Here is a 25,004-nt window from a genome sequence, read left to right as displayed (position 1 = left end):
GGTCACCGTACGACGTCCCCGAAGGCCGATCGGCGAGTGAGGAAGGCGAGCCGGGCGCGCTTCTCGGGCAGGTACACGTCCGGCAGGTCGATCTCGGGCAGCACGACGGACGGGCCGGCCACGAACCCCTGTCGGAGGAAGCGGGCGACGGCCTTCTCGTTGCGCTCGTCGGGGTCGACGACGACCCGGCGCCGGTCGAGCCCGAGCAGCACATACGCGGTGAACGCGCTCAGCAGCGCGGCGGAGAAGCCGGGGCGGGCGCCGCCTGATCCGGACGGGCCGGTGGGGCGGCTCGGGCCGATGAGAACATGAACGCCGATGTCGCCGGGCTCGACGTCGTAGCACTCGCCGACCCGGTCGGCCTCGGGCTCGTACGTCTGGAAGAGGGCGGCCGGTTCGCCGTCCCTGACCGCGAGGAAGGCGTGGTGGGTGTCGAGCGAGTCCAGATGGACGTACGCCTCCAGGATCTGCTCCCGGCTCAGCCCGTTCATGCCCCAGAAGACGGCGCGCTCCTCGCTCACCCAGGCGTGGACGACGTCCAGGTCGGCGTGCGGGTCGAGGGGCAGGATACGGACGGTCCCGAAGCCGTCGACGGCCTGCTCGTGGACGGCGGCGCGGGCGTGGGCGTACGGCTCGGACATCATCCGTGTTCCTTCGTGTTCGTCGGGCGGCTCAGTGGCTCAGTCGGCTCAAGGCGGCTCCAGTCGGTGACGACCGGTGCCAGATCTCCCGTGAGCCACAAGGGGAGTTGGTCGCGGTGATGGGGCGAGCCGGGGATGCCGGAGGCGCCGAAGGGCACCACCCAGAGGCTGTCGTCGCGGCGGGCCAGGTCCCAGACGTAGCGGGCGGCCGGCCCGCGCGCGGCCAGGTCGGTGAGGCCCGGCACGGCGGAGGTGCACAGCACGCAGTCGTGGTCCCCGGACAGACCCGGTTCGTCGTACGACATGGTGGCGAGCGCCCGCCAGGGGGCCAGGCGGTGAGTGTCGCCCCACGTGCCGGTCTGCTGTACGGCGGCCACCTCCTCGACGGCGTCCCGGACCACGGCCGCGCGGTCGATGCCGTACAACTCCCTTGCCGTGAGGAGGTGTTCGAGGGCGAAGGCGATCCGCGGGGTGAGCGCCAGCCACGGCCGGAAGATCTCGGGGTAGGCGGGCGGATCGGCCAGGCACGCGAAGGCGGGGTGTGCCGCGAGCCGTCGTACGACCGCACTGCGCACGGCGGCGAACACGGCGGCCCCGGTGCTGCTCGCCTCCATCCGCCGGTCCCAGCACAGGAGTTGGGCGGTGAGTTCGGCGGCGGCCGGGCTGAGCCGCTCGTCCGTCAGCGCAGCGATGTGGTCCAACAGGGCTGCCGCGGAAGCTAGATGGGTGTCCATGTGGAGGGCGGGCATGTCCACCGCCGACCACTTGTCCTGCGCGGACAGGAGCTGTCGGATGCGGGTGGCGCGGTGCGGCGGGGCGAACTCGACGCCGAGAGGAGTGGCGGGGCCGCGCTGGTTCGCCATGACGGCGAGGCCGTCGTCGACCGTGCCGTACGGCATCTCGTGCCAGCCCTGCCACTCGTGCCCGGGCTCGCAGGCGGCGACGATCCGCGTACGGTTCGCCGCGGCGCGCACCGGCACCTTGCCGGCGACCCGGTGCAGCAGCCCACCCTCGGTGTCGGCGGCCTGCACGACGTTCACCGGCTCGGCCCAGGCGTCGAAGGCCCGGTCCACGTCGGCGACCCGGCGGGCCCGCAGCAGGGGGAGCAGCGCGCTGAAGCCGAGGTCCTCGGTGACGCGGGGCGGGTGGCGGAGGCTGATCGGACCGACGGCCTCGCCCCCGACGGCCCCTTCCTCGGCACCCTCCTCGCCCACCCCTCCGATGACGACGGGTCCGCGGTCGGTCTCGATCACCTCGACCTCGACCGGCTCTCCCCCCGCGACCTCGACCGTCTCCAAGTGCCGTGCGGCGGGCCGCCACTCGCCGTCGGGGCCGAGGGCCTCGACCCGCGTGCCCCGGCGTCGCAGCCGCTCGCGGTAGAGGTCCTGGTAGTCGGCCATGGCGTTGGTGATCGCCCAGGCGACATGGCCGGTGTGGGCGAAGTGGGCGATGCCCGGGATACCGGGGACGGCGAGGCCGACGACGTCGAATTCGGGGCAGGCCAGGTGGATCTGCTGGTAGACGCCGGGGTCCTCGATGAAGCGGTGCGGGTCTCCCCCGATGACCGGGAGTCCGGTGGCGGTGCGCTCGCCGGAGACGAGCCAGCCGTTGCTGCCGGAGGTGCCGGGACCGTCGGTGGCGAACAGCCCGACCGCGTCCGCGCCCAGCTGCCCTGCGACCTCCTCGCGCCACAGCTTGGCGGGGAAGCCCGCGAACAGGATGTGCGTGCCGAGCCAGACACCGAACGGGGACCAGGGCTCCCAGCGCCCGGGGGCGAGCCCGGCCGCCGCGAACTCGGGGGCGTGCCGGGCCCCTTCCGCGAGCCCTTCGTTCACGCCGTCGACGTACGCCACGATCCAGTCGGCCGTCTCGGGGTCGCGCCGTTCCAGGGCGGCGAAGCAGCGGCGGGCGGTGTCGTCGAGGCGGGCGCGGCGGGCCAGGCGGTCCCAGCCGACGGCTTCGGCGCCGAGGAAAGCGGCCGAGGTGCCCTGCGAACGGTGCCGTTCGACCTCCAGCTGCCAGGCGCGGTCGAGGGCGGTGACACGGCCCTGGGCGTGGGCGAGTTCGCGTGCGCTGCCGGCGCGCAGGTGCGGGATCCCCCAGTCGTCACGGTAGATCTCGACGGCCACGTTTCATCCCCACTTCTTCCCCACCTTTTTCAGGTTAGGCTAACCTAACTTAAATGGTGGCGAGAGCGTACGCGAGGGGCAGGGGACGGGGCATGGGCCAGGGTCACGGCTGGGAGGGCGCGGTCCTCAGGCTGCTGCGCGCGAAGGACTTCACGTGCACCGTGACGGACGCCGAGGACGTGACCCCGGACTACCGGCGCGTCCACCTCACCGACGGCGGCATGCTCGCGGCGACCGGCATCCATCCGACCATGTGGGTCCGCCTCTGGTTCGACAACGCGGGCAGGCCCCACCAGCGGGCGTACACCCTCGTCGACCCGGACCCGGCGGCCGGCGCCTTCAGCCTGGAGTTCGCCCTCCACGAAGGCGTCGCCAGCGACTGGGCGCGGGCGGCGAAGCCCGGCGACACGATCGAGGCCACGGTCCACGGCACGGGCTTCGAGGAGCCCGATCCCGCCCCGACCCACGTCTTCGCGATCGGCGACCCGGCCTCCCTGCCCGCCGTCAACTCCCTGCTGGCAGCGCTGGACTCGTCCCCGGCGACGATCTGGTTCGGGGGCGCCGCCGACGGTCTCCCGTTCCGCACCGACCCCGCCCGCCACGAGATCCGCACCGGCGACCGCCTGGTCGACCGGGTGCGGGAGGACCTCCCCGGCCTGCTGCGGGTCCACCCCGACGCGTACGTCTGGATCGCCTGCGACACGGCGACGACCCGGACCCTGTCCTCGTACGTCCGCAAGGAACTGGGCGTCCCCAAGGACCGGATGCACGCGCTCGGGTACTGGCGGGCGGCCTGACCCCGTACGCGGCATGATCGGGGTCATGGACGTCACCCTTCACCTCGCCCAGGACCCCGAGGCCGACGAGCTGCTCGGGCGGTCCCCGCTCGCCGCGCTGGTCGGCATGCTGCTGGACCAGCAGGTTCCGATGGAGTGGGCGTTCAAGGGGCCCTCGACCGTCGCCAAGCGGCTGGGCGCCGAGGACCTGGACGCGCACGAGATCGCCGCGTACGACCCGGAGGCCTTCGCCGCGCTGCTCTCGGACAAGCCCGCCGTGCACCGCTATCCCGGCTCCATGGCCAAGCGGATCCAGCAGCTGTGCCAGTACCTCGTCGAGCACTACGACGGCAACGCCGAGCTCGTCTGGAAGGGCGTCGAGGACGGTCGGGAGCTGCTGCGCCGGCTGGAGGACCTGCCCGGCTTCGGCAAGCAGAAGGCACAGATCTTCCTGGCACTGCTGGGCAAGCAGCTCGGCGTACGCCCCAAGGACTGGCGGGAGGCCGCGGGCGCCTACGGCGAGGCGAAGTCCTTCCGCTCCGTCGCCGACATCACCGGACCCGAGTCGCTGGTCAAGGTACGGGCGCACAAGCAGGAGATGAAGGCGGCGGCGAGGGCGGAGAAGGCCGGGAATTAGGGGGCTCCGGCCTTCGCTTCGTGGCGACAGGGTCGGTCGGGCGGCCTGATCCGAGGGCTGCGGCGTCGGTCAGGCGGCCTGACCCGAGGCCTACGGGATCGGCCGGGTGACCTGACCTGAGGGGCTGCGGGACCGGCCCGGCAGCCCGACCCCAGCGGCCACGGCATGGGCCGGGACCCGCGCCGGTCGGCAACGGGGGCGCCCGAGGCCCGTGCCCGGTCGGCGACGGCGTCGGCCGGGCGGCCCGCGCCAAGGTTTCGCCGGCCTCGGCCGGATGCCCTCCCTCACGCCGCCAGGGCATCAGCCGGGGGTCCGCACGCGGTTCGCGACGGCATCAGCCGGGGATCCGCACCCGGTTTCGCGGCGGCATCGGCCGGGCCCCCGGCCAGCCACGGCATCAGCCGGGTGGCCCGCCCCCGGTGGCGACAGGGCCGTACGCGATCCCAGCATGGGGCATGAGCGAGACACCGAGCGGTACCTCCTGGGGTCCGGAGTACGACGACCGCCGGGCCCACGCCCGGCACTCGCCCTCCGGCCCCGGCGGACACGAGCCCGAACCGCCCCTCGAGGGGCCCCTGCACACCCTCTCCCGTGCGGCCTGGCAGGTCGTTCTGCTCACCGGCGTCGCGTCCCTGGTCCTGGGCGTCCTGGTCCTGGTGTGGCCGGGCGCCTCGCTGTTCGCCGCCGGCATCCTGTTCGGCGTCTACCTCGTGATCAGCGGCGTGTTCCAGCTGGTCGCCGCCTTCGGCACGCACCGGACGACCTCACTGCGCGTCCTCGCCTTCATCAGCGGCGCCCTGTCGATCCTGCTGGGCCTGTTCTGCTTCCGCGGCCCCATGCAGTCGATCCTGCTGCTCGCCCTGTGGATCGGCATCGGCTGGCTCATCCGCGGGATCACCCAGACCCTGGCCGCCGCCTCCGACCGGAGCATGCCCGCACGCGGCTGGCAGATCTTCCTCGGGATCCTCACGTTCGTCGCCGGGATCGTGCTGATCGACTCGCCGTTCGAGTCGGTGGCGGTGCTCACCCTGGTCGGCGGTATCTGGCTGGTCGCGGTCGGCGTCGTCGAGATCATCACCGCCATCCGGATCCGGGGGCGCGCGCGGCAGGTCCCGCACACGGTGTGAGCCCCGCGCGGCGTCAACACCGGGCGCCCCGGGTACGCCGTGCGGGCGGATCTCACGGCCGCGTGATGAACGCCGGACGCCGGCTGGGGAGATGACCTCCGTGAGCACCGCACGAAGCCTCCCGCGCAGCCGTGCCTGGCTGCGGGTCCTCGTGCTGCTGCTCGCCCTGACGGTGCCGGGCACACACACCGAGGTGCACGTGGCATCCGCCGCGTCCATGGAGATCGTCGAGTACGACGTCCTGGACGCGGCGGTACGACCCCCGGCCCACGCAGTCCGCGCGATCCGCCGAGCCGTCGTACCCCTGCGCCCCGCACCACTCCCTGCGTACGGCACCCCCGACGCCGGCCGCGCCCGCGTCGCACCGCCCCGACCGCCGTACCCCCTGCACGCACTGCAGGCTCTGCGCTCCGTGGTCCTGCGCTGCTGACAGACCCCGCTCCCCCAACGGTCAGCCGGAAGGTCAGTCAGCACGACGCGAGGAACACAGCCATGCCCATCGACCCGTACACGGTCCTGCGCGCCCTCCTGCGCGCCGAGGCCGCACGCAGCACACCCAGGACACCGAGTCCGGACACGAAGGAGAACAAGCCCCAGCAGCCCCCGAAGAACCAGGACCACTGACCGGCCGGCGGAGGCGGCTCTACCGCCTCCGCCGCGCCGTCCCGAAGAGCGAGCGGGTGATCTCACGGCCGATCTGCGTGCCGACGGAACGCGCCAGGGACTTGAACATGCCGCTGCCGACGACCTGTTCGACGACGGAAGCCTCCTCCTTGGCCTTCGCCGACGCCTTGGGCTTGGCCGACTCCTTGGCCTTCTCAGGCTCCTCGGCCTTCTCGGGCTCGGCCTCCCGCGCCGTCAGCTTCTCGTACGCCGACTCCCGGTCCACAGCCTGTGCATACCTCCCGTGCAGCGGGGAGGCCATGACGGCGCTGTCCAGGACGGTCGCGTCGACGGGCCCCATCAGCGACTCCGGCGCCCGCAGCCGCGTCGCCGCGACCGGTGTCGGCGCGCCCTTCTCGCTCAGCACGGTCACCACGGCCTCGCCGGTGCCGAGGCCGGTGAGGACCTCCTCCAGGTCGTAGGCGGAGTTCGGGAAGGTCTTCACCGTGGCCTTCAGCGCCTTCTGGTCGTCGGGCGTGAAGGCGCGCAGCGCGTGCTGGACGCGGTTGCCGAGCTGGGCGAGGACGTCGGACGGTACGTCCTTCGGGGTCTGCGTCACGAAGAAGACGCCGACCCCTTTCGAGCGAATGAGGCGGACGGTCTGCGTGATCGAGTCCAGGAAGGCCTTGGAGGCGTCGTTGAAGAGCAGATGCGCCTCGTCGAAGAAGAAGACGAGCTTCGGCTTGTCCACGTCGCCGACCTCGGGCAGGTCGTGAAAGAGGTCGGCCAGCAGCCACATCAGGAAGGTGGAGAACAGCTGCGGCTTGTCCTGCACGGCGGGCAGTTCGAGGACCGAGACCAGGCCGCGGCCGTCCCCCGCCGTCCGCAGCAGCTCGCTCGTGTCGAACTCCGGCTCCCCGAAGAAGGGGCTCATCCCTTGCGCCTCGAAGGCGGTGAGGGACCGCAGGATCACCCCGGCCGTCGCCGACGAGAGACCGCCGATCCCCTTCAGCTCGGCCTTGCCCTCGTCCGAGGTCAGAAAGGTGACGACCGCCCGCAGATCCTTCAGGTCGACCAGTTCGAGACCCTTCTGGTCGGCGTAGTGGAAGATCAGGCCGAGCGACTGCTCCTGGGTCTGGTTGAGATGGAGCACCTTGGACAGGAGCACCGGACCGAAGCTGGTGATGGTCGCCCGTACGGGGATGCCGTGCCCCAGGCCGCCGAGGGCGTAGAACTCGGCGGGGAACCCGGTCGCCGTCCACTCCTGGTGGACCTCCGCGGCCCGCGCCCGCACCTTGTCGTTCGCCTCGCCCGCGGCCGAGATCCCGGAGATGTCGCCCTTGATGTCGGCGAGGAACACGGGCACGCCCTGCGCGGAGAGCTGCTCGGCGATCAGTTGCAGCGTCTTGGTCTTGCCGGTGCCGGTGGCACCCGCGACCAGGCCGTGCCGGTTGAGCATCGGCAGCGGGATGCGGATCTGCGCGTCGGGCAGGCACTTGGCGTCCCACAGAAGGGCGCCCAGATCGAGGGCGGGACCGGAGAAGGCGTACCCGGAGGCGATCTCCAGAGCCTCCTGGGGGAGCGCGGGAGCACTTCCGGCCGTGTCCGAGGCGACACCGGCCGCATCGGGGACGGCACCGGCCGCTCGCTCTGGGACAGCACCGGTCACATAGGGAGCGGCACCCTCCGCATCAGGGGCGACGGCCGAAGGAACGGTCTCGCTGTCACTCATCTCAGGCCCCTGTTTCCGCTTGTTGCCGTTCTGCCCGGATATACGGCGTCTTTTGCAGCGTCGCACTCCGCCGCCATGGCTGCGCCCGGAAGGTCTTGACCGGTAGGCTTTCCGTGTGATCTTCAAGCGCATCGGAAACGGCCGGCCGTACCCCGACCACGGCCGGGAAAGCACCCGGCAGTGGGCGGATGTCGCGCCGCGCCCGGTCCGCCTCGATCAGCTCGTGACGACCAAGGGCCAGCTCGACCTGGAAACACTGCTCGCCGAGGACTCCACGTTCTACGGCGACCTCTTCGCGCACGTCGTGAAGTGGCAGGGCGACCTGTATCTGGAGGACGGCCTGCACCGCGCCGTCCGCGCCGCGCTCCAGCAGCGCCAGGTACTCCACGCCCGCGTCCTCGAACTGGGCTGAGAGACCGGACCGACGCGCTCCCGGAGCCGGGAAGCGACCGTGGGTTGACCCTTTTGGGTTGGACTGAGCGCCGGGCAATGATCATTTAGTAGGCATCGCCGCCCCGGCGCACTACGCTGCGCCCATGAGCATGCTCACTCCCCCTGGCATGGGCGGTCAGTACCGGATCACGGGGGACAAGTACCCGAGGATGCGCCGACCACGGGGGCGCCGCAGGCTCGTGTTCGCGGTCATCGCGTCCGTGGCCGCACTGGGACTGATCGGCTGGGGCACGCTGCAGCTCATCGACGTCTTCACCGGCGGCGGCGACAAGGCCTCGGCCGCAGGACCGAAGGCGGACTGCGCGGCGAAGACCAGCCCCTCGGCCACGGCCACCACCACTGCGGCGAAGACACTGCCGAAGCCGGGTCAGATCACCGTCAACGTCTTCAACGCCACGCCCCGCAGCGGGCTCGCGAAGGAGACCGCGGACGAGCTGAAGAAGCGCGGGTTCCGCATCGGCGACGTGGGCAACGCGGCGGACGCCTACGACAAGAAGGTCAAGGGCCCCGGGATACTGCTCGGCGCGAAGACGGCCTCCGGCGCGGCGCTCCCGGTCCTGAACACCCAGCTCTCGGGCGCCGAGCTGAAGACCGACGGCCGCAAGAAGGCCTCCGAGGTCGACCTCATCATCGGCACCGGCTACTCGGCGCTGACAAAGAAGGAGGACGCCGACAAGGCCCTGGCCGTCCTGGCCAAGCCCCGTCCGGCGCCCTCCACCACGAAGAAGAGCTGCTAGCCCCTACGGGTTATTCGGCAGCCCCGTACAGCCGGTCCCCCGCGTCGCCCAGGCCCGGCACGATGTAGCCGTGCTCGTTGAGGCGCTCGTCGACCGCGGCCGTCACGACCGTCACCGGCGTGCCCGCGAGCTCGCGCTCCATGATCTCGACGCCCTCCGGGGCGGCGAGGAGCACCACGGCGGTGACGTCGTCCGCGCCGCGCTTGATCAGCTCCTGGATCGCCGCGACGAGCGTGCCGCCGGTGGCCAGCATCGGGTCGAGGACGTAGACCTGGCGGCCCGAGAGGTCCTCGGGCATACGGGTGGCGTACGTGGAGGCCTGGAGCGTCTCCTCGTCGCGCACCATGCCCATGAAGCCCACCTCGGCGGTCGGCAGCAGCCGCACCATGCCGTCGAGCATGCCGAGGCCGGCCCGCAGGATCGGCACCACCAGCGGGCGCGGGTAGGAGAGCTTGACGCCCGTGGTCGGGCCGACCGGGGTCACGATGTCGACCTGCTCGGTGCGCACGTCACGGGTGGCCTCGTACGCGAGCAGGGTGACCAGCTCGTCGGCGAGCCGCCGGAAGGTCGGGGAGTCGGTGCGCCGGTCGCGCAGCGTGGTGAGCTTATGGGCGACCAGGGGGTGGTCGACGACGTGGAGACGCATGCCCATAACAGTAACCGTGCCCCGGGGACCCTCGCGCTGGCATCAAACCGCCCGTCCGAGGGAAAGTGGGAGGGACGGACCTGGGGTGGTGTGCCTATGCCGGAGCGGAACGCGAAGTCCCCGCGGCGGGAAACGCAAAGGGATGTGCGGCGTCTCGAAGACCCGCGGCGTCTTGGAGAGCCCGCCGGGAAGCCCCCCGGAGAGCCCGCGCAGCCGGAGTCGCAGGAGAGCGACGCCGAGCGCCGGAGGCGGCGGGCGCAGTTCCTGCGCGAGCTGACCGAGGCGCGCGAGCTGCGCGACCGGGTCCAGCCCAGGCGCGCCAAGGCCGCCCGGCTGCGCCACGCCATGCGCATGCGCACCTTCCGTTGGTAGGAGTGCGCGCCTTCCGCAGGTGGGCCGACGTGCCTTCCACCGGTGGGCAGGCACGCCTTTCGCAGGTGGAACGTGCGCCCGCCGCGCCCGCCCGCTTCGGCGTCGTAGGGGCCGGGGTATACGCGTGCGTCGGCCGACAGCCGCGTACGATCCGCTGACAGCGATCAAAAGAGGCAGACACAGCAGGCCGAAGACGTCCCCTGAACGCTCTGTTTCTGCCACGATTCCGAGTGGGTGGGGCTCGGAGAAACGCTCCCCGCCCACAGCCTCCGCCGGGGGGACCCCCAACCGGCACGCCTATGACCAGTGGGAGAGTCACGGTGTACTTCGCCGCACTGCTCGCGCGCACCGAAGACGGGTGGGAAGCGAGCGACACAGAGCTCGACGATGTGGAGAGCCTGTCGGATCTGACCGACCTGGCCCGTGAAGCCTCGGACGAGGACACGGTGCTCGTACTCATCGAGCAGGAGGACGCCTGGTTCGGCGTCGTCCGCGTGGATGGCGAGGAGGACCCTCGCATCTACATCTCGGACGCCGCCGCGGCTGCCCGCAGCTCGTACGGCGAGATCCTGCTCACGGACGAACTACTAGGACGGGAGCCGGGCGACGACGACGCCGACCTGGACTCCCTCGACCTGGACGGCACGGAGGACGGTGAGCCCGACGACGTCGAAGAGGACGAGGAGGACGAGGCGTCCGGCGAGGCCGTGTCGCACAGCCCCGTCGGGGACCGCGAGATCCTCGTCGACCTCGGGGTGAGCGAGAAGGAACTGCTCGCCCTGGTGGAAGGCGACGCGCTCAACACGATCGCCGAAGCCCTGGGAGCCGCCGAGGTCCTGGAGACCGTCCGCTAGGTTCCCCGGGTGAGCACCACTGACGAGACGCCGCCACCGGATCCGGCAGATCCGGTGGTTCCGGCGGATCGGACACACGCTGAAGATCCGGTACGCGACCGCTGGCGGGCCGCGATGCGGCTCGCCCTCGACGAGGCCCGGTCGGCCGTCGGGGGCGGGGATGTTCCCGTCGGCGCCGTCGTGCTGTCCGCGGACGGTACGACGGTGCTCGCGACCGGACACAACGAACGCGAGGCCACCGGCGATCCGACGGCGCACGCCGAGGTCCTCGCGATCCGGCGCGCCGCCGAACAGGTCGGCGAGTGGCGGCTGTCCGGCTGCACGCTCGTCGTCACGCTGGAGCCCTGCGTCATGTGCGCGGGCGCTCTGGTGCAGTCCCGGGTGGACCGGGTGGTCTACGGGGCGCGCGACGAGAAGGCGGGCGCGACCGGTTCCGTATGGGATGTCGTACGCGACCGCCGGCTCAACCACCGGCCGGAAGTGATCGAGGGCGTGCTCGCCGACGAGTGCGCCGGCCTGCTCACGGACTTCTTCCGGGACCGCTGAGGGCACCGCGTTCCCGGTGGCCGGAGCGGGCCCGAAACGGATTTCGGACCACGGCCCACCTTGGGGTAAGGTCTCTCTCGGTAGCGTGTCCGAGCGGCCGAAGGAGCTCGCCTCGAAAGCGAGTGTGGCGCAAGTCACCGAGGGTTCAAATCCCTCCGCTACCGCTTCTGAAGGGCCTCGTCGAAAGACGGGGCCCTTCGTGCATTCCCTGCGCCTGTCCCGCCGGGCTCACTATCCGTCCTGTGTCCCGCAACCGCTCGTACGGCGCGGCAAAAGGCCTCGATCATCGGGTCGTTGGTCCTTAAGGACGAGGTGAGGACGTGGTGCACAGTCCCTCCGGAGGAACCCTCCGCACACATGTCCGGGTTAGACTCGCCGCCGTCAACACGGGGCCCACGGGGCGCAGCAGTCACAGGGGAGGCCGCGGTGGCGGTGAATTCCAAGAAGATCGCCGTCTTCGTCGTCGTGGTGTTCGCGCTCTACGTGATCATCACGGACCCGGCCAAGGCCGCCGACTACGTCCAGATAGGGTTCGAGGGCATTTCGAGTGCCGCGTCCTCCATCGGCGACTTCATGACGTGGGTGGCCAACGGCGGCAAGAGCTGACCTGCACCTCTGGGAGCCACCGTGATCCGCCATCTGGTCCTCTTCAAGCTCAACGAAGGCGTCGAGCGCGACGACCCGCGCGTCGTCGAGGGAGTCGCCGCGTTCCGTGCGCTCGGCGGCACGATCCCCGAACTGAGGTTCTGGGAGTGCGACTGGAACATCACCGACCGGCCCATCGCGTACGACTTCGCGATCAACTCCGCGGTCGACGACACCGACGCACTGAAGCGGTACTTGGAGCACCCCGCACACCAGGCGGGCGTCGCGCTGTGGCGGGAGTTCGCCACCTGGGTGATCGCCGACTATCCCTTCTGAGCGAAGGCCCGCCAGAACGATCCGAGAGCCCCTGCCGGAACCGGCGGGGGCTCTTTTGTGTCATACGCCCCAACTCACCCCTCAACACGGTGTTATGCGGTGCTTGCACACAGTGCACATGTCTTGTGATGCTATGACCGCTTTTGACGGATGAGTTGACGGATACGTTGACAGGTCGTTGACGGATCGTTTGACGAACGAAGAGGTGGCGTTGACCGTGTCGGCCAGTACTGCGCCACCCCAAGAAGAGGCCCCGGCAGCCACCGCCCCAGCCCAGGCCCAGGCCCCGGCCCCGGCTCCGGGCCCGACCCCGCTTCAGACCCAGGCTCCGCTTCAGGCCCAGGCTCCGCTTCAGGCCCAGGCCCAGGCTCCGGCGCAGGCGCCCGCCCCGGCGCCCGAGAAGCGGCGCGGTGCCGACACCCGGGCCCTCACTCAGGTGCTCTTCGGTCAGCTCAAGGAGCTGACGCCGGGTACGCCGGAGCACAACCGGGTGCGCGGGGCGCTCATCGAGGCGAACCTCCCGCTCGTGCGCTACGCGGCAGCCCGCTTCCGCTCCCGCAACGAGCCGATGGAGGACGTGGTCCAGGTCGGCACCATCGGGCTGATCAACGCGATCGACCGGTTCGACCCCGACCGGGGCGTGCAGTTCCCGACCTTCGCGATGCCGACCGTCGTCGGCGAGATCAAGCGGTACTTCCGCGACAACGTCCGCACGGTGCACGTCCCGCGCCGGCTGCACGAGCTGTGGGTGCAGGTGAACAGCGCGACTGAGGACCTCACCACGGCCTTCGGGCGCTCGCCCACGACCGCCGAGATCGCCGAGCGGCTGCGGATCGCCGAGGAGGACGTGCTGTCCTGCATCGAGGCGGGGCGCTCGTACCACGCGACCTCGCTCGAAGCGGCCCAGGAGGGCGACGGTCTGCCGGGGCTCCTCGACCGGCTCGGCTACGAGGACCCGGCCCTCGACGGGGTCGAACACCGTGACCTCGTACGGCATCTACTCGTACAACTGCCCGAGCGCGAACAGCGGATCCTCCTGCTGCGCTACTACAGCAATCTGACGCAGTCGCAGATCAGTGCCGAACTGGGTGTCTCCCAGATGCATGTGTCAAGGCTGCTCGCCCGTAGCTTCGCGCGTCTTCGATCCGCAAACAGGATCGAGGCGTAACCGGCGAGACTGAATCGCCCGGAGAGCTTCTTTCCGACATTTCTGAGCTGAAAAAGCGTCAGACCCCCTTTTTCCAGGGCCTATTCACCCTCTTCATGTCGACATGTCACTACAGCGTGTTGCCGACATGTGACATTCTGCCGGAAGCGCGTTTGCCGTGGCCTCGCCTCCGGTATTCAGGTGGAGGCTGCGTTCCTCCGACGGGAGCGTCCGCCGCTACCGTCCGCGACCCAAAGGGGGTGGCATGTCCGCAGACCAGGGCAGCTCGAAGGTGCTCACGCTCACGAAGAGCGAACCGGCGCCCGACGCGCTTCACGACGTCCCGGCCCCCGAGGCGGTGGAGGCCCCGACCCTCCCGGCCGCGGAAGTACCGGCTCTGAGGACCTCGGAAGCCATCGACACCCGCACCCTGTCCCGCTCCCTGTTCCTGCGGCTCGCCGCGCTGGACGAGAACAGCCCCGAGCGCAACTACGTCCGGGACACCCTCATCGAGCTCAACCTCCCGCTCGTGCGCTACGCGGCAGCCCGCTTCCGCAGCCGCAACGAGCCGATGGAGGACATCGTCCAGGTCGGCACGATCGGCCTGATCAAGGCGATCGACCGCTTCGACTGCGAACGCGGCGTCGAGTTCCCGACGTTCGCGATGCCGACGGTCGTCGGTGAGATCAAGCGCTTCTTCCGCGACACGTCGTGGTCGGTGCGGGTGCCGCGCAGGCTCCAGGAGCTGCGGCTCGCCCTCACCAAGGCCAGCGACGAGCTCTCGCAGAAGCTCGACCGCTCCCCGACCGTCGCCGAACTCGCCACCGTGCTCGGTGTGTCGGAGGAGGACGTGGTCGACGGCCTGGCCGTCGGCAACGCGTACACGGCCTCGTCCCTGGACTCGCCCGCCCCCGAGGACGACGGCGGCGAGGGGTCGCTGGCGGACCGTCTGGGGTACGAGGACACCGCCCTGGAGGGCGTCGAGTACCGCGAGTCCCTCAAGCCGCTGCTCGCCAAACTCGCGCCGCGCGAGCGCCAGATCATCATGCTGCGCTTCTTCGCGAACATGACGCAGTCGCAGATCGGCGAGCAGGTCGGCATCTCCCAGATGCATGTCTCCCGGCTCCTCACCCGCACGCTGTCCCAGCTTCGGGAAGGCCTCATCTCCGACTGACCGCTCCGACCCGACTCCGCCTCACACCTTCATAATTGACGGACCGTCAGCCACACTGGCGCGATGCGTCGAGAGTTGATTCGTGGTCGCCGAGGTGCCCTTGTGGCCGCCTCGGCGACTGTCGTCTGTGCGGGTGCGTTGCTGGCCGCGTGCGGGAGTGGCGCGGGGGGCGGGGGGTACGTCGCCGTGGGGGCCGCCGGAGGGTCGCCTCGGGCGTTGACGGCTCCCTCGGGGGATGTGTCGTTGGTGCCGCTCCGGGAGGGTGCGCGGGCGGCCGGTCCGGATGGTTCGACCAGTTCGGACGGTCCGTCTGGTTCGGCCAGTTCGGACAGTCCGGGAGGGGGCGCTTCTGGGGCGCCGTCCCGTTCCGGATCCGAGTCCGGGTCCGACTCCGATGGCGGCAGCGGCGCGAGCACGAGCACGAGCGGTCGTACGGCTACGGCCTCGGCCTCGCCCTCGTCCACACCCGGCAGCGGTAACTCCGGGCGTACGAGCGGGGGTTCCGGCGGCTCCGGTACATCCACCGCGCCTGCGACCACAGCTCCCGCCGAGCCCGCCGTGCTGAGCGTGGGCGAGCCCCGGCGAGCGGCCACCGACCGGCGCTGGTGCGAGAAGGTGACCGTCGCCTTCCGCAACACCGGTGGTACCGCGGTGCGTTCGGGCACGGTGACCTTCGCAACGCACATCATCGGCGCGCTCGGCATCGACTGGGCGACGATCGAGTCGACCGCGAGCCTTCCCGCGCCGATCGCCGCCGGCGCGAAGAAGGAGAAGACCTGGACGGTGTGCGTCGACGACTGGCGCGTGCCGCTGGGCATGCACATCGAGACGCGGGACGTGTCCGTCCGGTGGAAGTGACCTGGTGCCGGGCCGCTTCGGCCCGGCTGTCCGGTCTCCGGGTTACTTCAGCGCGAGCCAGGCCACCGCGGCGACGATCGCCACGGCGACGACCACGCCGATGATGAGACCGACCCGGGGGCCCGCCGGGGCGGCGGGTGCGGCCTGCTGCTGTCGGCCCTGGGGGCCCTCGTCGACGAAGGCACGGAACATCTGGGTGCTGCCCGCGGGGTCGTAGTTGCCCTCGGGGCCCTGGGTGTTTGCCATGGGGCAGGACCCTAGCGAATGCGTGGGGGCTGCCCTAGTGCCGGGGTTGTTGTTCGGGTCGGTTTTTTGGCACCCGGGGTGTTCGCGGCCCCTGGGGGCTCTGCCCCCAGACCCCCGGATCGGCCTGGACGGCCTCGTCCTCAAACGCCGGACGGGCTGGAATGGCCTCCCCCTCACCGCAGAAGCGCAGCCAGGACAAGCTGAAGCCCTTGGGTACCCCCACCTGCAAGTTTAGGTTTGCTAATGCTTGCCTTTGCCAAGTTTTTAGCAGGGCGGGGTCAGATTAGTTTGCCTGCAGCAACCAATAGTTCTTATGGTTGCCCTAAGCAACGAATGCGGGAGGTGTGATGGCCGAGCAGGCGCAGTACGAGGAGTTGGCTCGTCAGCTCAGCGCCATCGGTGCCGTGAAGAGGGACCTGGGGCGGATCCTGCCGCACGACTGCCCTGCCGGGTCGGCAGCCGTACTGACGCTGCTCGGCCGGTACGGGGACATGCGGATGAGCAGGCTCGCCGAGCTGCTCTCCGTGGACATGTCGGTGACCAGCAGGCATGTGGCGCATGTCGCGGACCGGGGCTGGATCGAACGGTCCCCCGATCCCGCCGACAAGCGCTCGCGGATCCTGCGTCTCACGGCGGCGGGGCGCGCGCAGCTCGACGAGCTGTCCCGGCGCACCTCACAGCTGCTGGCCGACCGCCTGAGCGACTGGTCGGACGACGAGGTCGGGCTGCTCATCCAGCTCATGGCCCGGCTCCGGGAGAGCTTCGGCGACTGTCGTGCCGTACCCCAGCGGCCCTCGCATGCGAACCCGCACCCTTATGCGACAGAACTGACCACCCGTACACCCGCATCGAACACGTAAGAAAAGGAAGCCCATGGCAACGACCACACCAGCCGGTGTGCGGGGCTCTCACGCCAAGCACGGAGGCGCCGACGGCGCTCCGATGACGCACCGGCAGATCATGGAGGCCCTCTCGGGCCTGCTGCTCGGCATGTTCGTCGCGATCCTCTCGTCGACGATCGTGACGAACGCCCTGCCCGAGATCATCGGCGACCTGGGAGGCGGTCAGTCCGCCTACACCTGGGTCGTGACGGCCTCGCTGCTGGCCATGACCGCGACCACGCCCCTGTGGGGCAAGCTCGCCGACCTGTACAGCAAGAAGGCGCTCGTCCAGATAGCGCTGATCATCTATGTGACGGGCTCGATCGTCGCGGGTCTCTCGCAGAACCCCGCCATGCTGATCACCGTCCGTGTCGTCCAGGGCGTCGGCGTCGGTGGCCTGTCCGCCCTGGCGCAGATCGTCATGGCCGCGATGATCTCCCCGCGTGAGCGCGGGCGCTACTCCGGCTACCTCGGCGCGACGTTCGCGGTCGCGACCGTCGGCGGCCCGCTGCTCGGCGGTGTCATCACCGACACCTCGTGGCTCGGCTGGCGCTGGTGCTTCTACGTCGGTGTGCCGTTCGCGATCATCGCGCTGATCGTGCTGCAGAAGACCCTGCACCTGCCCGTCGTGAAGCGGGACGTGAAGGTCGACTGGGGCGGCGCGCTCTTCATCTCCGCCGCGGTCTCGCTGCTGCTGATCTGGGTCACCTTCGCCGGCGACAAGTACGACTGGATCTCCTGGCAGACGTACGCCATGGTCGGCGGCTCGATCCTGCTCGGTCTGCTCTTCGTCCTCGTCGAGTCCAAGGCCAGCGAGCCGATCATCCCGCTGCGGCTGTTCCGCAACCGCACCATCACCCTGTCGTCGATCGCCTCGCTCTTCGTGGGTGTCGCGATGTTCACCGGCACGGTCTTCTTCAGCCAGTACTTCCAGCTGGCCCGCGACAAGTCGCCGACCATGTCCGGCGTGATGACCATCCCGATGATCGGCGGACTGTTCGTCTCGTCCACGGTCTCCGGCCAGATCATCACCAAGACCGGCAAGTGGAAGGCCTGGCTGGTCTGCGGCGGCATCCTGCTGACGGCCGGTCTGGGTCTGCTGGGCACCATCCGGTACGACACGGACTACTGGAAGATGGCCATCTTCATGGCCGTCATGGGTCTCGGCATCGGCATGATGATGCAGAACCTGGTGCTGTCCACGCAGAACCAGGTGGCCCCGGAGGACCTCGGCTCGGCCAGCTCCACGGTGACGTTCTTCCGTTCCCTCGGTGGCGCGATCGGCGTCTCCGCGCTCGGTGCGGTCATGGCCAGCCGGATCACCGACTACGTCAAGGACGGCCTGAGCGACCTCGGTCCGAAGTACGCGTCCCTGGGCTCGGGTTCCGACTCCGGCAGCATCCCGGACATGGACAAGCTGCCCGCGCCGCTGCGCACCGTGATGGAGAGCGCGTACGGCCACGGCATCGCGGACGTCTTCCTGATCGCCTCGGTGCTGGCGCTGCTCGCCTTCCTCGTCACGCTCTTCATCAAGGAGGTCCCGCTGCGCACGTCGGGCGGTCTGGCGCAGGCCGCGGAGGCGAAGGCCGCCGGGACCGCCGGAACTCCCGCCGCGGCAGCCGTAGCGGAAGAGGCAGCGCACGAGGCTCCGAGCCCGGCCCCCGCCATCGCCGCCTCCACCGCCACCACGGATTCCGGCGCCGATGGCACGCAGCGGCTCGCGGCCGTCGCCACCCTCACCCACGAGGCCGCCCCGCAGTCCGGCGGCATCCCGGTCCGCGGGCATGTCCGCGGCGCCGAGAGCGCGCCCGTGCCGCAGGCCGCGGTCACGCTGATCTCGCTCGCGGGACGGCAGTTGGGCCGGTCGGTCGCGCAGGCCGACGGCGGCTACGCGGTGGACGCGCCGGGCACCGGGTCGTACGTCCTGATCGCCTCCGCCGACGGCTTCCAGCCGCAGGCCTCGACGATCGTCGTGGGCGACGAGCCGGTCTCGTACGACATCCTGCTGAGCGGCACCAGCGGCCTCAGCGGGCTCGTCCGGGCCACCGAGAGCGGGACCCCGGTCAAGGACGCCATGGTCATCGTGACCGATGTGCGCGGTGACGTACTGGCCACCGGAACCACCGGCGAGCAGGGCGAGTTCGCCTTCGCCGAGCTGGTCCCCGGTGCCGTGACCGTCGCGGTGAACGCCGCCGGGCACCGCCCGGTCGCCCTCCCCGTCGAGGTCGGCGGCACCGGGGTCACCCGGGTCGAGGTCGAACTCAGCGCGGGCGCGCAGTTGCAGGGTGTCGTACGGGCGCCCGGCGGGCCGCTCGGCGATGCGCGGGTCACGCTGGTCGACGCGGCCGGCAACGTGGTCGGCACCGCCCGGACGGGCGAGGACGGCGCATACGCCTTCACCGACCTGGACAGCGGCGAGTACACCGTCATCGCGACGGGCTACCCGCCGGTGGCCACGGCCCTGACCGTGAACGGCGGCGGAGTCGACGGCCACGACATCGAACTCGCCCACCCCGGCGAGTAGTTCGGCCCCCGGCCCGTGGGGACGCGCACTCTGAGCGGAGGTGCGTCCCCCACGGGCCGGTTTCTTTGTGCCCTTTCACGACCAGTTTTTGATGCTTTGCAGGGAGAAAACGGGATGGGACTGACCGCACGGATTCGTACCCGGGACGGATGGGCCGTGTCGCACGCGGTCGTCACGGTGACCGACATGACGGGCGCGCAGGTGGTGCGGGCCGAGGCGGACACCGAGGGCGTCGTGCACGACACGATCGCGCTGGCGCCCGGTGCCTACACCGTGATCGTCACCGCGGTCGGCTACGCGCCCACCGCGTCGAGCGCGATCGTCACGGCGAGCGGCCGCGCCGAGATCGGCACCGTGACGCTGGCCCGCCGGGGCGGCGCCGAACTGCCGCCGCCCGGCCCCTGGACCATCGACCCGGCGCACTCCTCCGTGGGCGCGGTCGCCCAGCACCTGGGCATCTCCAGCGTGCACGGCCGGTTCACCGACTTCTCGGGGCGGATCGAGATCGCCCCCGACGAGGTGGCCAAGTCCCGTGTGGCGGCGGTGATTTCGGCGGCCTCCATCGACACGGGCAACGGCATGCGCGACGGCCACCTGAAGTCGCCCGACTTCCTGGACGTGGAGACGTACCCGGAGATCACCTACCGCTCCAGCGGCCTGACGCCGGCCGGCTCCGACCGCTGGACCGTGCACGGCGAACTGACCCTGCACGGTGTCGTACGGCCGGTCGACCTCGACCTCGCCTACCTCGGCACCGGATCCGACCCCTGGGGCGGCACCCGCGCCGCCTTCCGCGCGACGACCGAACTCCACCGCGAGGACTTCGCGATGAACTACAACCAGGTCGTCCAGGCGGGTATCGCCGCCATCGGCGCCACGCTCAAGGTGGAGCTGGACATCCAGGCGGTGCAGGGGGATTCACTCCCTGCGGCGTGAACGCCCTTCCAGTCGATGCCCGTTGACCCTGCCGACCGTGTTGCCCGAGCGGTCGGCCGAGCCCGCCGCGCCCTCGCCACCCACCCGGTTCACCAGATCCGAGCACAGGTCGCGGAGTTTGACGTTCGAGTTCTGCGAGGCGCGGCGCAACGAGTCGAGTGCCGCCTGCGCGGAGCACCGCTCCTGGCCCATGAGGATGCCGACCGCCTGGTCGATGACGCTGCGCGAGAGCAGCGCCGTCCGCACGTCGGAGGCCGAGGTCCGCTCGCGCTCGATGCGCAGGGCGGTGTTGATCGCCTCCGAGGCCGTCGCCGCGAACGCGCGTGCGGTCTCGCGCCGGTCGTGGAAGGCGTGCTCGGTGACGGCGTACAGATTGAGCGCGGCATCGCTCTCGCCGTCGACGTCGAGCGGGACGGCGAGCACCGAGCGGACACCGGCGGCCAGCGCGTAGTCGGTGTACGACGGCCAGCGGTCCTCGTCCTTCAGATCGGGGGTGTGCTTCTCCGTGTCGTCCCCGGCCGCGTCCACGCACGGGCCGCTGCCGTTCTCGTACTGCCGCTGGTCGAGCCCGCTGGGCATTCCGGAACTGCCCGCCAGGGTCAGCAGCCGGTCGTCGCGGCGCACGGTGATGCTGCAGGCGGCCGCGCCCCGCACGGCGAGCACGGCGCGCTCGGTGAGGTCGCGCAGCAGGGTGTCGAGGCCCCCGGTGTGCGCCAGCGCCTGGTGCAGCGCCTCGGGTTCCCGGGCGGTGGCACGCGGGGCCTCCGGCGAATCGGCTGAGGTGTGCATAGGGGTACGGGTATCCCCTCGCCTCCCGCTCACTCCTCGACGGTACGACGGCCTGCTCACCCGACGGCGTGCACCTGCGCCGGCCTGCACGTGTCACCGCCTGTCACCGCCTGTCGCGGCTGTTTGCCGCCCGCGCGCCCGTACCGCTCACGGTCACTGTCCGTCCCGGGCGGCGACGATGTGCCGGGCGATGTCACGGAGCTTCACGTTCTCCTGCTGGGAGGCGCGGACGAGGCTGTCGAAGGCCTCCGCCGCGTCGATGTCGAGGCGCTCCATGAGGATGCCGGTGGCCTGTCCGATCAGGTCGCGGGTGCGCATGGCCTCGGTGAGCTGCTCGCGTACGGTCACCGAGTCCAGCGCGATGCTGACATGGGCGGTGAAGAGCCTGCCGATCCGGGTGGCGGACTCGTCGAAGGCGCCGGGCTCGCGCGCGTACACCGTGAGCACGGTGAGCTTCCTGCGGTCGGCGCGCAGCCGCATCGACAGCACCGAGCGCAGTCCGAGGCCGGACAGCGAGCGCCCGCGCCCTCCGTCACCGGCGGCGCTGTCCTCGATCGCGGCGACGGGCGTGGTCCACAGGTCGCTCCAGTGCCCCTGCTGGTCACCGTCCGGGCTCAGGGCCGCGGCGGTGCGGACCAGCTCGTCGGTCCAGGCGAGGGTACGGCGACGGGTCTCGCGTTCGAGGACGGAGATGTCGGCGTGCTCGGCGCCCGGGAGGAGGTGCACGGCAAGCCGGACCGCGGTGCGCAGGGTGTGCTGAGAGGTGGATGTCTCGTGCAACTGCTGAGCCGCGACGGACAGAGCTTCGGCCAGCTCAAAATCCACCGCATAACGGGGCAATTCAGAAAAGTCGAACGCAGCCACCACGAACCTCTTCGGCATGCACGGCCAAACGGCCATGCGCAGGAGAGCTCCGCAGCACATTCCTGACTGCGAGCACAGGACGAACAGCACTTTAGCTGCTCCGATGGACCCTCGTGCCGCTCGGCCGAACAGCCGACGAACTCCCGCCCGGGCGTGGTGAAATGAGGCCGCGGGTCAGGAAGCGGCCTCACTGCAATCCGGACGAATGTCTGTCAGGTGAGTTCTGTGACCACAAACCCCGGCGACCTGACGGGTCGCACCCTGCTCCTCCCGCTGCCCGCGGAAATCGATGTCTCCAACGCCGGCGGTCTCCTCGTCCACACCATGAACATCGTGGAGCACCGGGCGGACCGGCTGCGGGTGCTCGTCCTGGATCTCACCCGCACCGAATTCATCGACTCCCAGGGCGTCCACCTCGTGGACGGCGTACGCCGCCGGCTGCGGCACCCGGCCGAGCTGCGGGTGGCGGCGGATCCGGACGGAATGGTGCAGCGGGTGCTCGAACTGACCGGACTGCGACGGGACGTTCCGGTCTACGGCAACGTGGCGGAGGCCGTGCGGTCATAGGCTGCGGGTATGGCACCGAACATCGCGACGAACACCTCTGTCTCCCTCGACGAGCTCCTGGACTTCGTCCGGCCCCGGCACCGCGCGATCCTGCTCACCCGGCGCGGGGACGGCGGGCCGCAGGGCTCGCCGCTGACCTGCGGAGTCGACGACGCCGGGCGTATCGTCGTCTCGACCTACCCCGAGCGCGCGAAGACCCGTAATGCCAAACGGGACGAGCGGGTCTCCCTGATCATCCTCAGCGACGAGTGGAACGGCCCCTGGGTCCAGATCGACGGCACCGCCGAGGTCATCGACTCCCCCGACTCCGTCGAGCCCCTCGTCGAGTACTACCGCAACATCGCGGGCGAGCACCCCGACTGGGACGAGTACCGCGAGGCCATGCTGAAGCAGGGCAAGTCGATCATCCGGGTCACCCCGACCCGCTGGGGCCCGCTGGCCACCGGCGGCTTCCCGGCGCGCTTGGCCTGACCCCGACCGGGTCGCACCTCAGCCGCGCTGAACCATCGTCTCGATCCCCACGATCAGCATGTCCAGCGCGAACGTGAAGTCGCGCTCCCGCATCTCCTCCACGGTGTCGCCGCCGCGTGCCTCCATCAGGTACGCGGCTGCGTCGTAGTGCGCCGCGAACTGCGGTTCCTCGCGGATCGTGCTCATCGCCTGGTGGAAGTAGTCGTCCTGGGTCATCCCCGCGGATGCGCAGCGCTGCACGAAGTGGCCCTCGATCGTGCCGAAGCCGTACACGAACTGGAAGACCGCCGACATCGCGCCCATCTGCCCGTGCGGGGGCAGCCCCGTACTGCGGATGAGCTGCTGTACGCACAGCGAGAAGGCCATGGAGTGCGGCCCGATGTTGAGGAAGGTCCCGATGAGCGGCGACACCCAGGGGTGGCGGACCAGCAGCGCGCGGTAGCCGACGGCCAGCGTGCGCAGTTGGTCGCGCCAGTCGTCCGTGGACCCCTCCGCTGACCCCACCCCTGGCAACTCCAACTCCCCGAACGCCGAGTCGAGAGCCAGCTCCAGCAGGTCGTCCTTCGTGTCGACGTACCAGTACACGGACATCGCGGTGACGTTCAGCTCGGCGGCCAGCCGGCGCATGGAGAACTTCGCCAGCCCCTCCGCGTCCAGCAGCCGCACCGTGACCTCGGTGATCCGGTCCCGGTCGAGCCCCGACGGCTGCCCGCCACCCCGGCCCGCGCCACCCCGCGGGGCCTTGCCCTCCAGCCAGACACTGGTCCGCGCCGGACGCTTGGCCCGGTCGGCTGCCCTCACCATGGCGCACCTTCCTCGAACAGGGACTGCGGCGCTGCCGGAACTCCCCGGTCCGCCCCCCATGATGCTAAGCGGGGGTCACGCGGAAACCGCCACCGCGGAGTCTGCCCGCTCAGCCCGCCGCAGCAACTCGGCGGCGACCAGTCCGCCGAGAAGAACCGCCACCGCCCCCACCAGCTGGCTGGTCTCCAGCCCCGACGAGAACGCGTCGGTGATCCGGTCGCGTTCGCTCGCCGAGTCCGCGGAGTCGAGCGCGGCCGGCAGGGAGGCCGCGGCCACCGGAATCAGCGCCGCGAAGCGGGAGTTGAGGACCGCACCGAGCACCGCGACCCCCAGCCCGTTGCCGAACTCGGCGAGGGTGCCGTTGATGCCCGCGCCGACGCCCGCCTTGGCGGGCGGGATGGCGCTCATGATGGCGTGCGCCATGGCGGGGTTGGCGAGCGCGCAGCCGGCGCCGATGAGCAGGAGCCCGAGCAGCGTGCCGCCGTATCCATGCTGCGCGAGCGTCGCGATCGACACCAGGCCGCCCGACATCAGCGCCATGCCGAGCACGATGGACGCCGGCGTGCCGAGCTTCGTCGTCCACTTCGCGGAGAGGCCCGAGAAGTTCAGCGCGACGACCGCGAGGGCGAGCGGCGCCGTCCGCAGTCCGGCCTCCAACGGCCCGTATCCCAGGACGAATTGGAGGTGCTGGGTGAGCAGGAACAGTGCGCCGCCCATCCCGAAGGTGATCAGGACCGCCCCGGCGACGGCGCCCGTGAAGCGGCGGTCCCTGAAGAAGTGCAGGTCGAGCATCGGATACGGAATCCGGCTCTCCCAGTACGCGAACCCGGACAGCACCGCGACCGCCACCGCGGCCGTGCCCAGCACCCGCGCCGACGTCCAGCCGTGCTCGGGCCCGGAGATGATCGCGTAGACGAGCGAGGTCATGCCGATGGTGGAGAGCAGCGCGCCGAGGAGGTCCGGGCGATCGCCGCTCGGGCTCTTCGACTCGGGGACGAGCGCCACGACCGCGGCCAGCCCCAGCGCCGCGACCGGCAGGTTGACCAGGAAGATCGCACCCCACCAGAAGTGGCCGAGCATGAACCCGCCGAGCAGTGGTCCGGCGGCGAAGCCGAGGGCGTTGACGGCGCTCCAGATGCCGATGGCCCTGGGAATCTCCTCGGCCGGGAAGATCTGCATGGCCACGGCGAGTGTCGTGGTGAGCAGCAGCGCCCCGCCGACCCCCATACCGGCCCGGGCGGCGATCAACTGCCCGGTGGAGTCGGCGAGTCCGGCGACCAGTGAACCGGCACCGAACAGCACCAGCCCCGCGATCAGCATCTTCTTGCGGCCGTAGCGGTCGGCCGCGCTGCCTGCGCTGAGCAGCAGTCCCGACTGCACGAGCGAGTACGCGTTGATCATCCACTGGATGTCGGAGGTGGCCGCGCCCAGCTCCCGGGTGAGCGAGGGGATCGCGACGTTCAGGACGGTGTTGTCGAGCAGCACGGTGAGCTGCGCGAGACAGATGACACCGAGGATCGGCCAGCGCTGGGGGTGGCCGTGGGGGGACGTAGACATGCCGTACACCGT

29 protein-coding genes and 1 tRNA gene are annotated in these 25,004 nt (G+C 70.6%); 21 read left to right on the top strand and 9 right to left on the bottom strand.

The genetic code is table 11. The features are described 5' to 3' along the window. Positions 1-2: 2 nt before the first annotated feature. Positions 3-641: a GNAT family N-acetyltransferase gene (locus tag AB5J56_RS23705; RefSeq protein WP_369242729.1), complete on the bottom strand. Its 639-nt coding sequence runs from the start codon at positions 639-641 to the stop codon at positions 3-5. After that, entirely contained in the window at positions 641-2,770 is a 2,130-nt protein-coding gene (locus tag AB5J56_RS23700; protein WP_369234774.1) for a penicillin acylase family protein, read from the bottom strand. Before AB5J56_RS23700 ends, AB5J56_RS23705 begins: the two co-directional genes overlap by 1 nt. A 92-nt stretch (positions 2,771-2,862) precedes the next feature. Here AB5J56_RS23700 and AB5J56_RS23695 point away from each other — a divergent pair, with 92 nt between their 5' ends. The 5 genes from AB5J56_RS23695 (at position 2,863) to AB5J56_RS23675 (ending at position 5,934) form a co-directional block, all read left to right on the top strand. After that, the gene (locus tag AB5J56_RS23695) at positions 2,863-3,567 is read left to right on the top strand and encodes a siderophore-interacting protein (protein ID WP_369234773.1); all 705 of its coding nucleotides are present in this window, start codon (positions 2,863-2,865) and stop codon (positions 3,565-3,567) included. Positions 3,568-3,592: 25 nt separating this feature from the next. Then, positions 3,593-4,183 carry an HhH-GPD-type base excision DNA repair protein gene (locus AB5J56_RS23690; protein ID WP_369234772.1) on the top strand — a complete coding sequence of 197 codons (591 nt, stop codon included), beginning with the start codon at positions 3,593-3,595 and terminating at the stop codon, positions 4,181-4,183. Between the two features lie 455 nt (positions 4,184-4,638). Further along, positions 4,639-5,310 (top strand): HdeD family acid-resistance protein, encoded by a 672-nt coding sequence (locus AB5J56_RS23685; RefSeq protein WP_369234771.1) that lies wholly within the window; start codon positions 4,639-4,641, stop codon positions 5,308-5,310. A 100-nt stretch (positions 5,311-5,410) separates the two neighbouring features. Continuing rightward, the gene (locus tag AB5J56_RS23680) at positions 5,411-5,740 is read left to right on the top strand and encodes a hypothetical protein (RefSeq protein ID WP_369234770.1); all 330 of its coding nucleotides are present in this window, start codon (positions 5,411-5,413) and stop codon (positions 5,738-5,740) included. Positions 5,741-5,802: 62 nt separating this feature from the next. Continuing rightward, positions 5,803-5,934 carry a hypothetical protein gene (locus AB5J56_RS23675; RefSeq protein WP_369234769.1) on the top strand — a complete coding sequence of 44 codons (132 nt, stop codon included), beginning with the start codon at positions 5,803-5,805 and terminating at the stop codon, positions 5,932-5,934. A gap of 19 nt (positions 5,935-5,953) precedes the next feature. Here the strand turns inward: AB5J56_RS23675 and AB5J56_RS23670 are convergent, their stop codons facing one another. After that, positions 5,954-7,645 (bottom strand): helicase HerA-like domain-containing protein, encoded by a 1,692-nt coding sequence (locus tag AB5J56_RS23670; RefSeq protein ID WP_369234768.1) that lies wholly within the window; start codon positions 7,643-7,645, stop codon positions 5,954-5,956. A 115-nt stretch (positions 7,646-7,760) separates the two neighbouring features. Here AB5J56_RS23670 and AB5J56_RS23665 point away from each other — a divergent pair, with 115 nt between their 5' ends. Together AB5J56_RS23665 and AB5J56_RS23660 are read left to right on the top strand one after the other, a co-directional pair. Then, entirely contained in the window at positions 7,761-8,057 is a 297-nt protein-coding gene (locus AB5J56_RS23665; RefSeq protein WP_003955420.1) for a type II toxin-antitoxin system VapB family antitoxin, read from the top strand. Between the two features lie 124 nt (positions 8,058-8,181). Continuing rightward, entirely contained in the window at positions 8,182-8,835 is a 654-nt protein-coding gene (locus AB5J56_RS23660; protein ID WP_369234767.1) for a LytR C-terminal domain-containing protein, read from the top strand. Between the two features lie 10 nt (positions 8,836-8,845). Here the strand turns inward: AB5J56_RS23660 and upp are convergent, their stop codons facing one another. Continuing rightward, positions 8,846-9,481: a uracil phosphoribosyltransferase gene (upp, locus tag AB5J56_RS23655; protein WP_369234766.1), complete on the bottom strand. Its 636-nt coding sequence runs from the start codon at positions 9,479-9,481 to the stop codon at positions 8,846-8,848. Positions 9,482-9,625: 144 nt separating this feature from the next. Between upp and AB5J56_RS23650 the strand changes: the two genes are divergently transcribed. The 9 genes from AB5J56_RS23650 (at position 9,626) to AB5J56_RS23610 (ending at position 15,353) form a co-directional block, all read left to right on the top strand. Then, complete coding sequence (locus AB5J56_RS23650; RefSeq protein WP_369234765.1) at positions 9,626-9,853, top strand: hypothetical protein; 228 nt, start codon at positions 9,626-9,628, stop codon at positions 9,851-9,853. Positions 9,854-10,173: 320 nt separating this feature from the next. Continuing rightward, positions 10,174-10,707 (top strand): hypothetical protein, encoded by a 534-nt coding sequence (locus tag AB5J56_RS23645; RefSeq protein ID WP_369242727.1) that lies wholly within the window; start codon positions 10,174-10,176, stop codon positions 10,705-10,707. Between the two features lie 114 nt (positions 10,708-10,821). Then, positions 10,822-11,253: a tRNA adenosine(34) deaminase TadA gene (gene tadA, locus AB5J56_RS23640; protein ID WP_369242725.1), complete on the top strand. Its 432-nt coding sequence runs from the start codon at positions 10,822-10,824 to the stop codon at positions 11,251-11,253. Between the two features lie 79 nt (positions 11,254-11,332). Continuing rightward, positions 11,333-11,417, top strand: a tRNA-Ser gene (locus tag AB5J56_RS23635). 262 nt (positions 11,418-11,679) lie between these two features. Then, positions 11,680-11,859: a hypothetical protein gene (locus AB5J56_RS23630; RefSeq protein WP_369234764.1), complete on the top strand. Its 180-nt coding sequence runs from the start codon at positions 11,680-11,682 to the stop codon at positions 11,857-11,859. Between the two features lie 21 nt (positions 11,860-11,880). Further along, the gene (locus AB5J56_RS23625; protein ID WP_369234763.1) at positions 11,881-12,174 is read left to right on the top strand and encodes a Dabb family protein; all 294 of its coding nucleotides are present in this window, start codon (positions 11,881-11,883) and stop codon (positions 12,172-12,174) included. A gap of 211 nt (positions 12,175-12,385) precedes the next feature. Continuing rightward, the gene (locus AB5J56_RS23620) at positions 12,386-13,342 is read left to right on the top strand and encodes an RNA polymerase sigma factor SigF (protein ID WP_369242724.1); all 957 of its coding nucleotides are present in this window, start codon (positions 12,386-12,388) and stop codon (positions 13,340-13,342) included. A gap of 244 nt (positions 13,343-13,586) precedes the next feature. Further along, positions 13,587-14,495: an RNA polymerase sigma factor SigF gene (locus AB5J56_RS23615; protein WP_369234762.1), complete on the top strand. Its 909-nt coding sequence runs from the start codon at positions 13,587-13,589 to the stop codon at positions 14,493-14,495. A 567-nt stretch (positions 14,496-15,062) separates the two neighbouring features. Then, positions 15,063-15,353: a hypothetical protein gene (locus AB5J56_RS23610; protein ID WP_369234761.1), complete on the top strand. Its 291-nt coding sequence runs from the start codon at positions 15,063-15,065 to the stop codon at positions 15,351-15,353. A gap of 42 nt (positions 15,354-15,395) precedes the next feature. On the opposite strand, the gene AB5J56_RS23605 is transcribed toward AB5J56_RS23610, so the two are convergent. Next, on the bottom strand, positions 15,396-15,599 hold the full coding sequence (locus AB5J56_RS23605) for a hypothetical protein (protein ID WP_369234760.1): 204 nt from the start codon (positions 15,597-15,599) through the stop codon (positions 15,396-15,398). Positions 15,600-15,946: 347 nt separating this feature from the next. Between AB5J56_RS23605 and AB5J56_RS23600 the strand changes: the two genes are divergently transcribed. The 3 genes from AB5J56_RS23600 to AB5J56_RS23590 all read left to right on the top strand — a co-directional run bounded on the left by AB5J56_RS23600 (position 15,947) and on the right by AB5J56_RS23590 (position 19,940). After that, on the top strand, positions 15,947-16,459 hold the full coding sequence (locus AB5J56_RS23600; protein WP_369234759.1) for a MarR family winged helix-turn-helix transcriptional regulator: 513 nt from the start codon (positions 15,947-15,949) through the stop codon (positions 16,457-16,459). 13 nt (positions 16,460-16,472) lie between these two features. Next, entirely contained in the window at positions 16,473-19,004 is a 2,532-nt protein-coding gene (locus tag AB5J56_RS23595; protein WP_369234758.1) for an MFS transporter, read from the top strand. A 114-nt stretch (positions 19,005-19,118) separates the two neighbouring features. Further along, a complete protein-coding gene (locus AB5J56_RS23590; protein WP_369234757.1) occupies positions 19,119-19,940 on the top strand; it encodes a YceI family protein in 822 nt (273 codons plus the stop codon). Here AB5J56_RS23590 and AB5J56_RS23585 read toward each other — a convergent pair. Beyond that, on the bottom strand, positions 19,923-20,729 hold the full coding sequence (locus AB5J56_RS23585) for an ANTAR domain-containing protein (protein WP_369234756.1): 807 nt from the start codon (positions 20,727-20,729) through the stop codon (positions 19,923-19,925). The genes AB5J56_RS23590 and AB5J56_RS23585 overlap by 18 nt on opposite strands. 153 nt (positions 20,730-20,882) lie before the next feature. After that, complete coding sequence (locus AB5J56_RS23580) at positions 20,883-21,611, bottom strand: GAF and ANTAR domain-containing protein (RefSeq protein WP_369242722.1); 729 nt, start codon at positions 21,609-21,611, stop codon at positions 20,883-20,885. Between the two features lie 207 nt (positions 21,612-21,818). Here AB5J56_RS23580 and AB5J56_RS23575 point away from each other — a divergent pair, with 207 nt between their 5' ends. Together AB5J56_RS23575 and AB5J56_RS23570 are read left to right on the top strand one after the other, a co-directional pair. Continuing rightward, entirely contained in the window at positions 21,819-22,160 is a 342-nt protein-coding gene (locus AB5J56_RS23575) for an STAS domain-containing protein (protein ID WP_369234755.1), read from the top strand. Positions 22,161-22,169: 9 nt separating this feature from the next. After that, positions 22,170-22,631, top strand: a complete 462-nt coding sequence (locus tag AB5J56_RS23570; protein WP_369234754.1) for a PPOX class F420-dependent oxidoreductase — start codon at positions 22,170-22,172, stop codon at positions 22,629-22,631. 18 nt (positions 22,632-22,649) lie between these two features. Here AB5J56_RS23570 and AB5J56_RS23565 read toward each other — a convergent pair whose 3' ends face one another. Continuing rightward, positions 22,650-23,435: a TetR/AcrR family transcriptional regulator gene (locus tag AB5J56_RS23565; protein WP_369234753.1), complete on the bottom strand. Its 786-nt coding sequence runs from the start codon at positions 23,433-23,435 to the stop codon at positions 22,650-22,652. 75 nt (positions 23,436-23,510) lie between these two features. Then, positions 23,511-24,992 (bottom strand): MFS transporter, encoded by a 1,482-nt coding sequence (locus AB5J56_RS23560; RefSeq protein ID WP_369234752.1) that lies wholly within the window; start codon positions 24,990-24,992, stop codon positions 23,511-23,513. Positions 24,993-25,004: the final 12 nt, after the last annotated feature.

The organism is Streptomyces sp. R21 (assembly GCF_041051975.1).
Lineage (GTDB): Bacteria > Actinomycetota > Actinomycetes > Streptomycetales > Streptomycetaceae > Streptomyces.
Note: the sequence above shows the minus strand (reverse complement) of the source record. Positions and strands in the feature narration are given on the sequence as shown.

Coding starts and splice junctions, on each gene's coding strand:
- AB5J56_RS23690 (WP_369234772.1), top strand. CDS start 3,593: ATGGACGTCACCCTTCACCTCGCCCAGGACCCCGAGGCCGACGAGCTG.
- AB5J56_RS23675 (WP_369234769.1), top strand. CDS start 5,803: ATGCCCATCGACCCGTACACGGTCCTGCGCGCCCTCCTGCGCGCCGAG.
- AB5J56_RS23580 (WP_369242722.1), bottom strand. CDS start 21,611: ATGCCGAAGAGGTTCGTGGTGGCTGCGTTCGACTTTTCTGAATTGCCC.
- AB5J56_RS23695 (WP_369234773.1), top strand. CDS start 2,863: ATGGGCCAGGGTCACGGCTGGGAGGGCGCGGTCCTCAGGCTGCTGCGC.
- AB5J56_RS23605 (WP_369234760.1), bottom strand. CDS start 15,599: ATGGCAAACACCCAGGGCCCCGAGGGCAACTACGACCCCGCGGGCAGC.
- AB5J56_RS23560 (WP_369234752.1), bottom strand. CDS start 24,992: ATGTCTACGTCCCCCCACGGCCACCCCCAGCGCTGGCCGATCCTCGGT.
- AB5J56_RS23660 (WP_369234767.1), top strand. CDS start 8,182: ATGAGCATGCTCACTCCCCCTGGCATGGGCGGTCAGTACCGGATCACG.
- AB5J56_RS23570 (WP_369234754.1), top strand. CDS start 22,170: ATGGCACCGAACATCGCGACGAACACCTCTGTCTCCCTCGACGAGCTC.
- tadA (WP_369242725.1), top strand. CDS start 10,822: ATGCGGCTCGCCCTCGACGAGGCCCGGTCGGCCGTCGGGGGCGGGGAT.
- AB5J56_RS23670 (WP_369234768.1), bottom strand. CDS start 7,645: ATGAGTGACAGCGAGACCGTTCCTTCGGCCGTCGCCCCTGATGCGGAG.
- AB5J56_RS23705 (WP_369242729.1), bottom strand. CDS start 641: ATGTCCGAGCCGTACGCCCACGCCCGCGCCGCCGTCCACGAGCAGGCC.
- AB5J56_RS23685 (WP_369234771.1), top strand. CDS start 4,639: ATGAGCGAGACACCGAGCGGTACCTCCTGGGGTCCGGAGTACGACGAC.
- AB5J56_RS23585 (WP_369234756.1), bottom strand. CDS start 20,729: ATGCACACCTCAGCCGATTCGCCGGAGGCCCCGCGTGCCACCGCCCGG.
- AB5J56_RS23590 (WP_369234757.1), top strand. CDS start 19,119: ATGGGACTGACCGCACGGATTCGTACCCGGGACGGATGGGCCGTGTCG.
- AB5J56_RS23565 (WP_369234753.1), bottom strand. CDS start 23,435: ATGGTGAGGGCAGCCGACCGGGCCAAGCGTCCGGCGCGGACCAGTGTC.
- upp (WP_369234766.1), bottom strand. CDS start 9,481: ATGCGTCTCCACGTCGTCGACCACCCCCTGGTCGCCCATAAGCTCACC.
- AB5J56_RS23595 (WP_369234758.1), top strand. CDS start 16,473: ATGGCAACGACCACACCAGCCGGTGTGCGGGGCTCTCACGCCAAGCAC.
- AB5J56_RS23615 (WP_369234762.1), top strand. CDS start 13,587: ATGTCCGCAGACCAGGGCAGCTCGAAGGTGCTCACGCTCACGAAGAGC.
- AB5J56_RS23600 (WP_369234759.1), top strand. CDS start 15,947: ATGGCCGAGCAGGCGCAGTACGAGGAGTTGGCTCGTCAGCTCAGCGCC.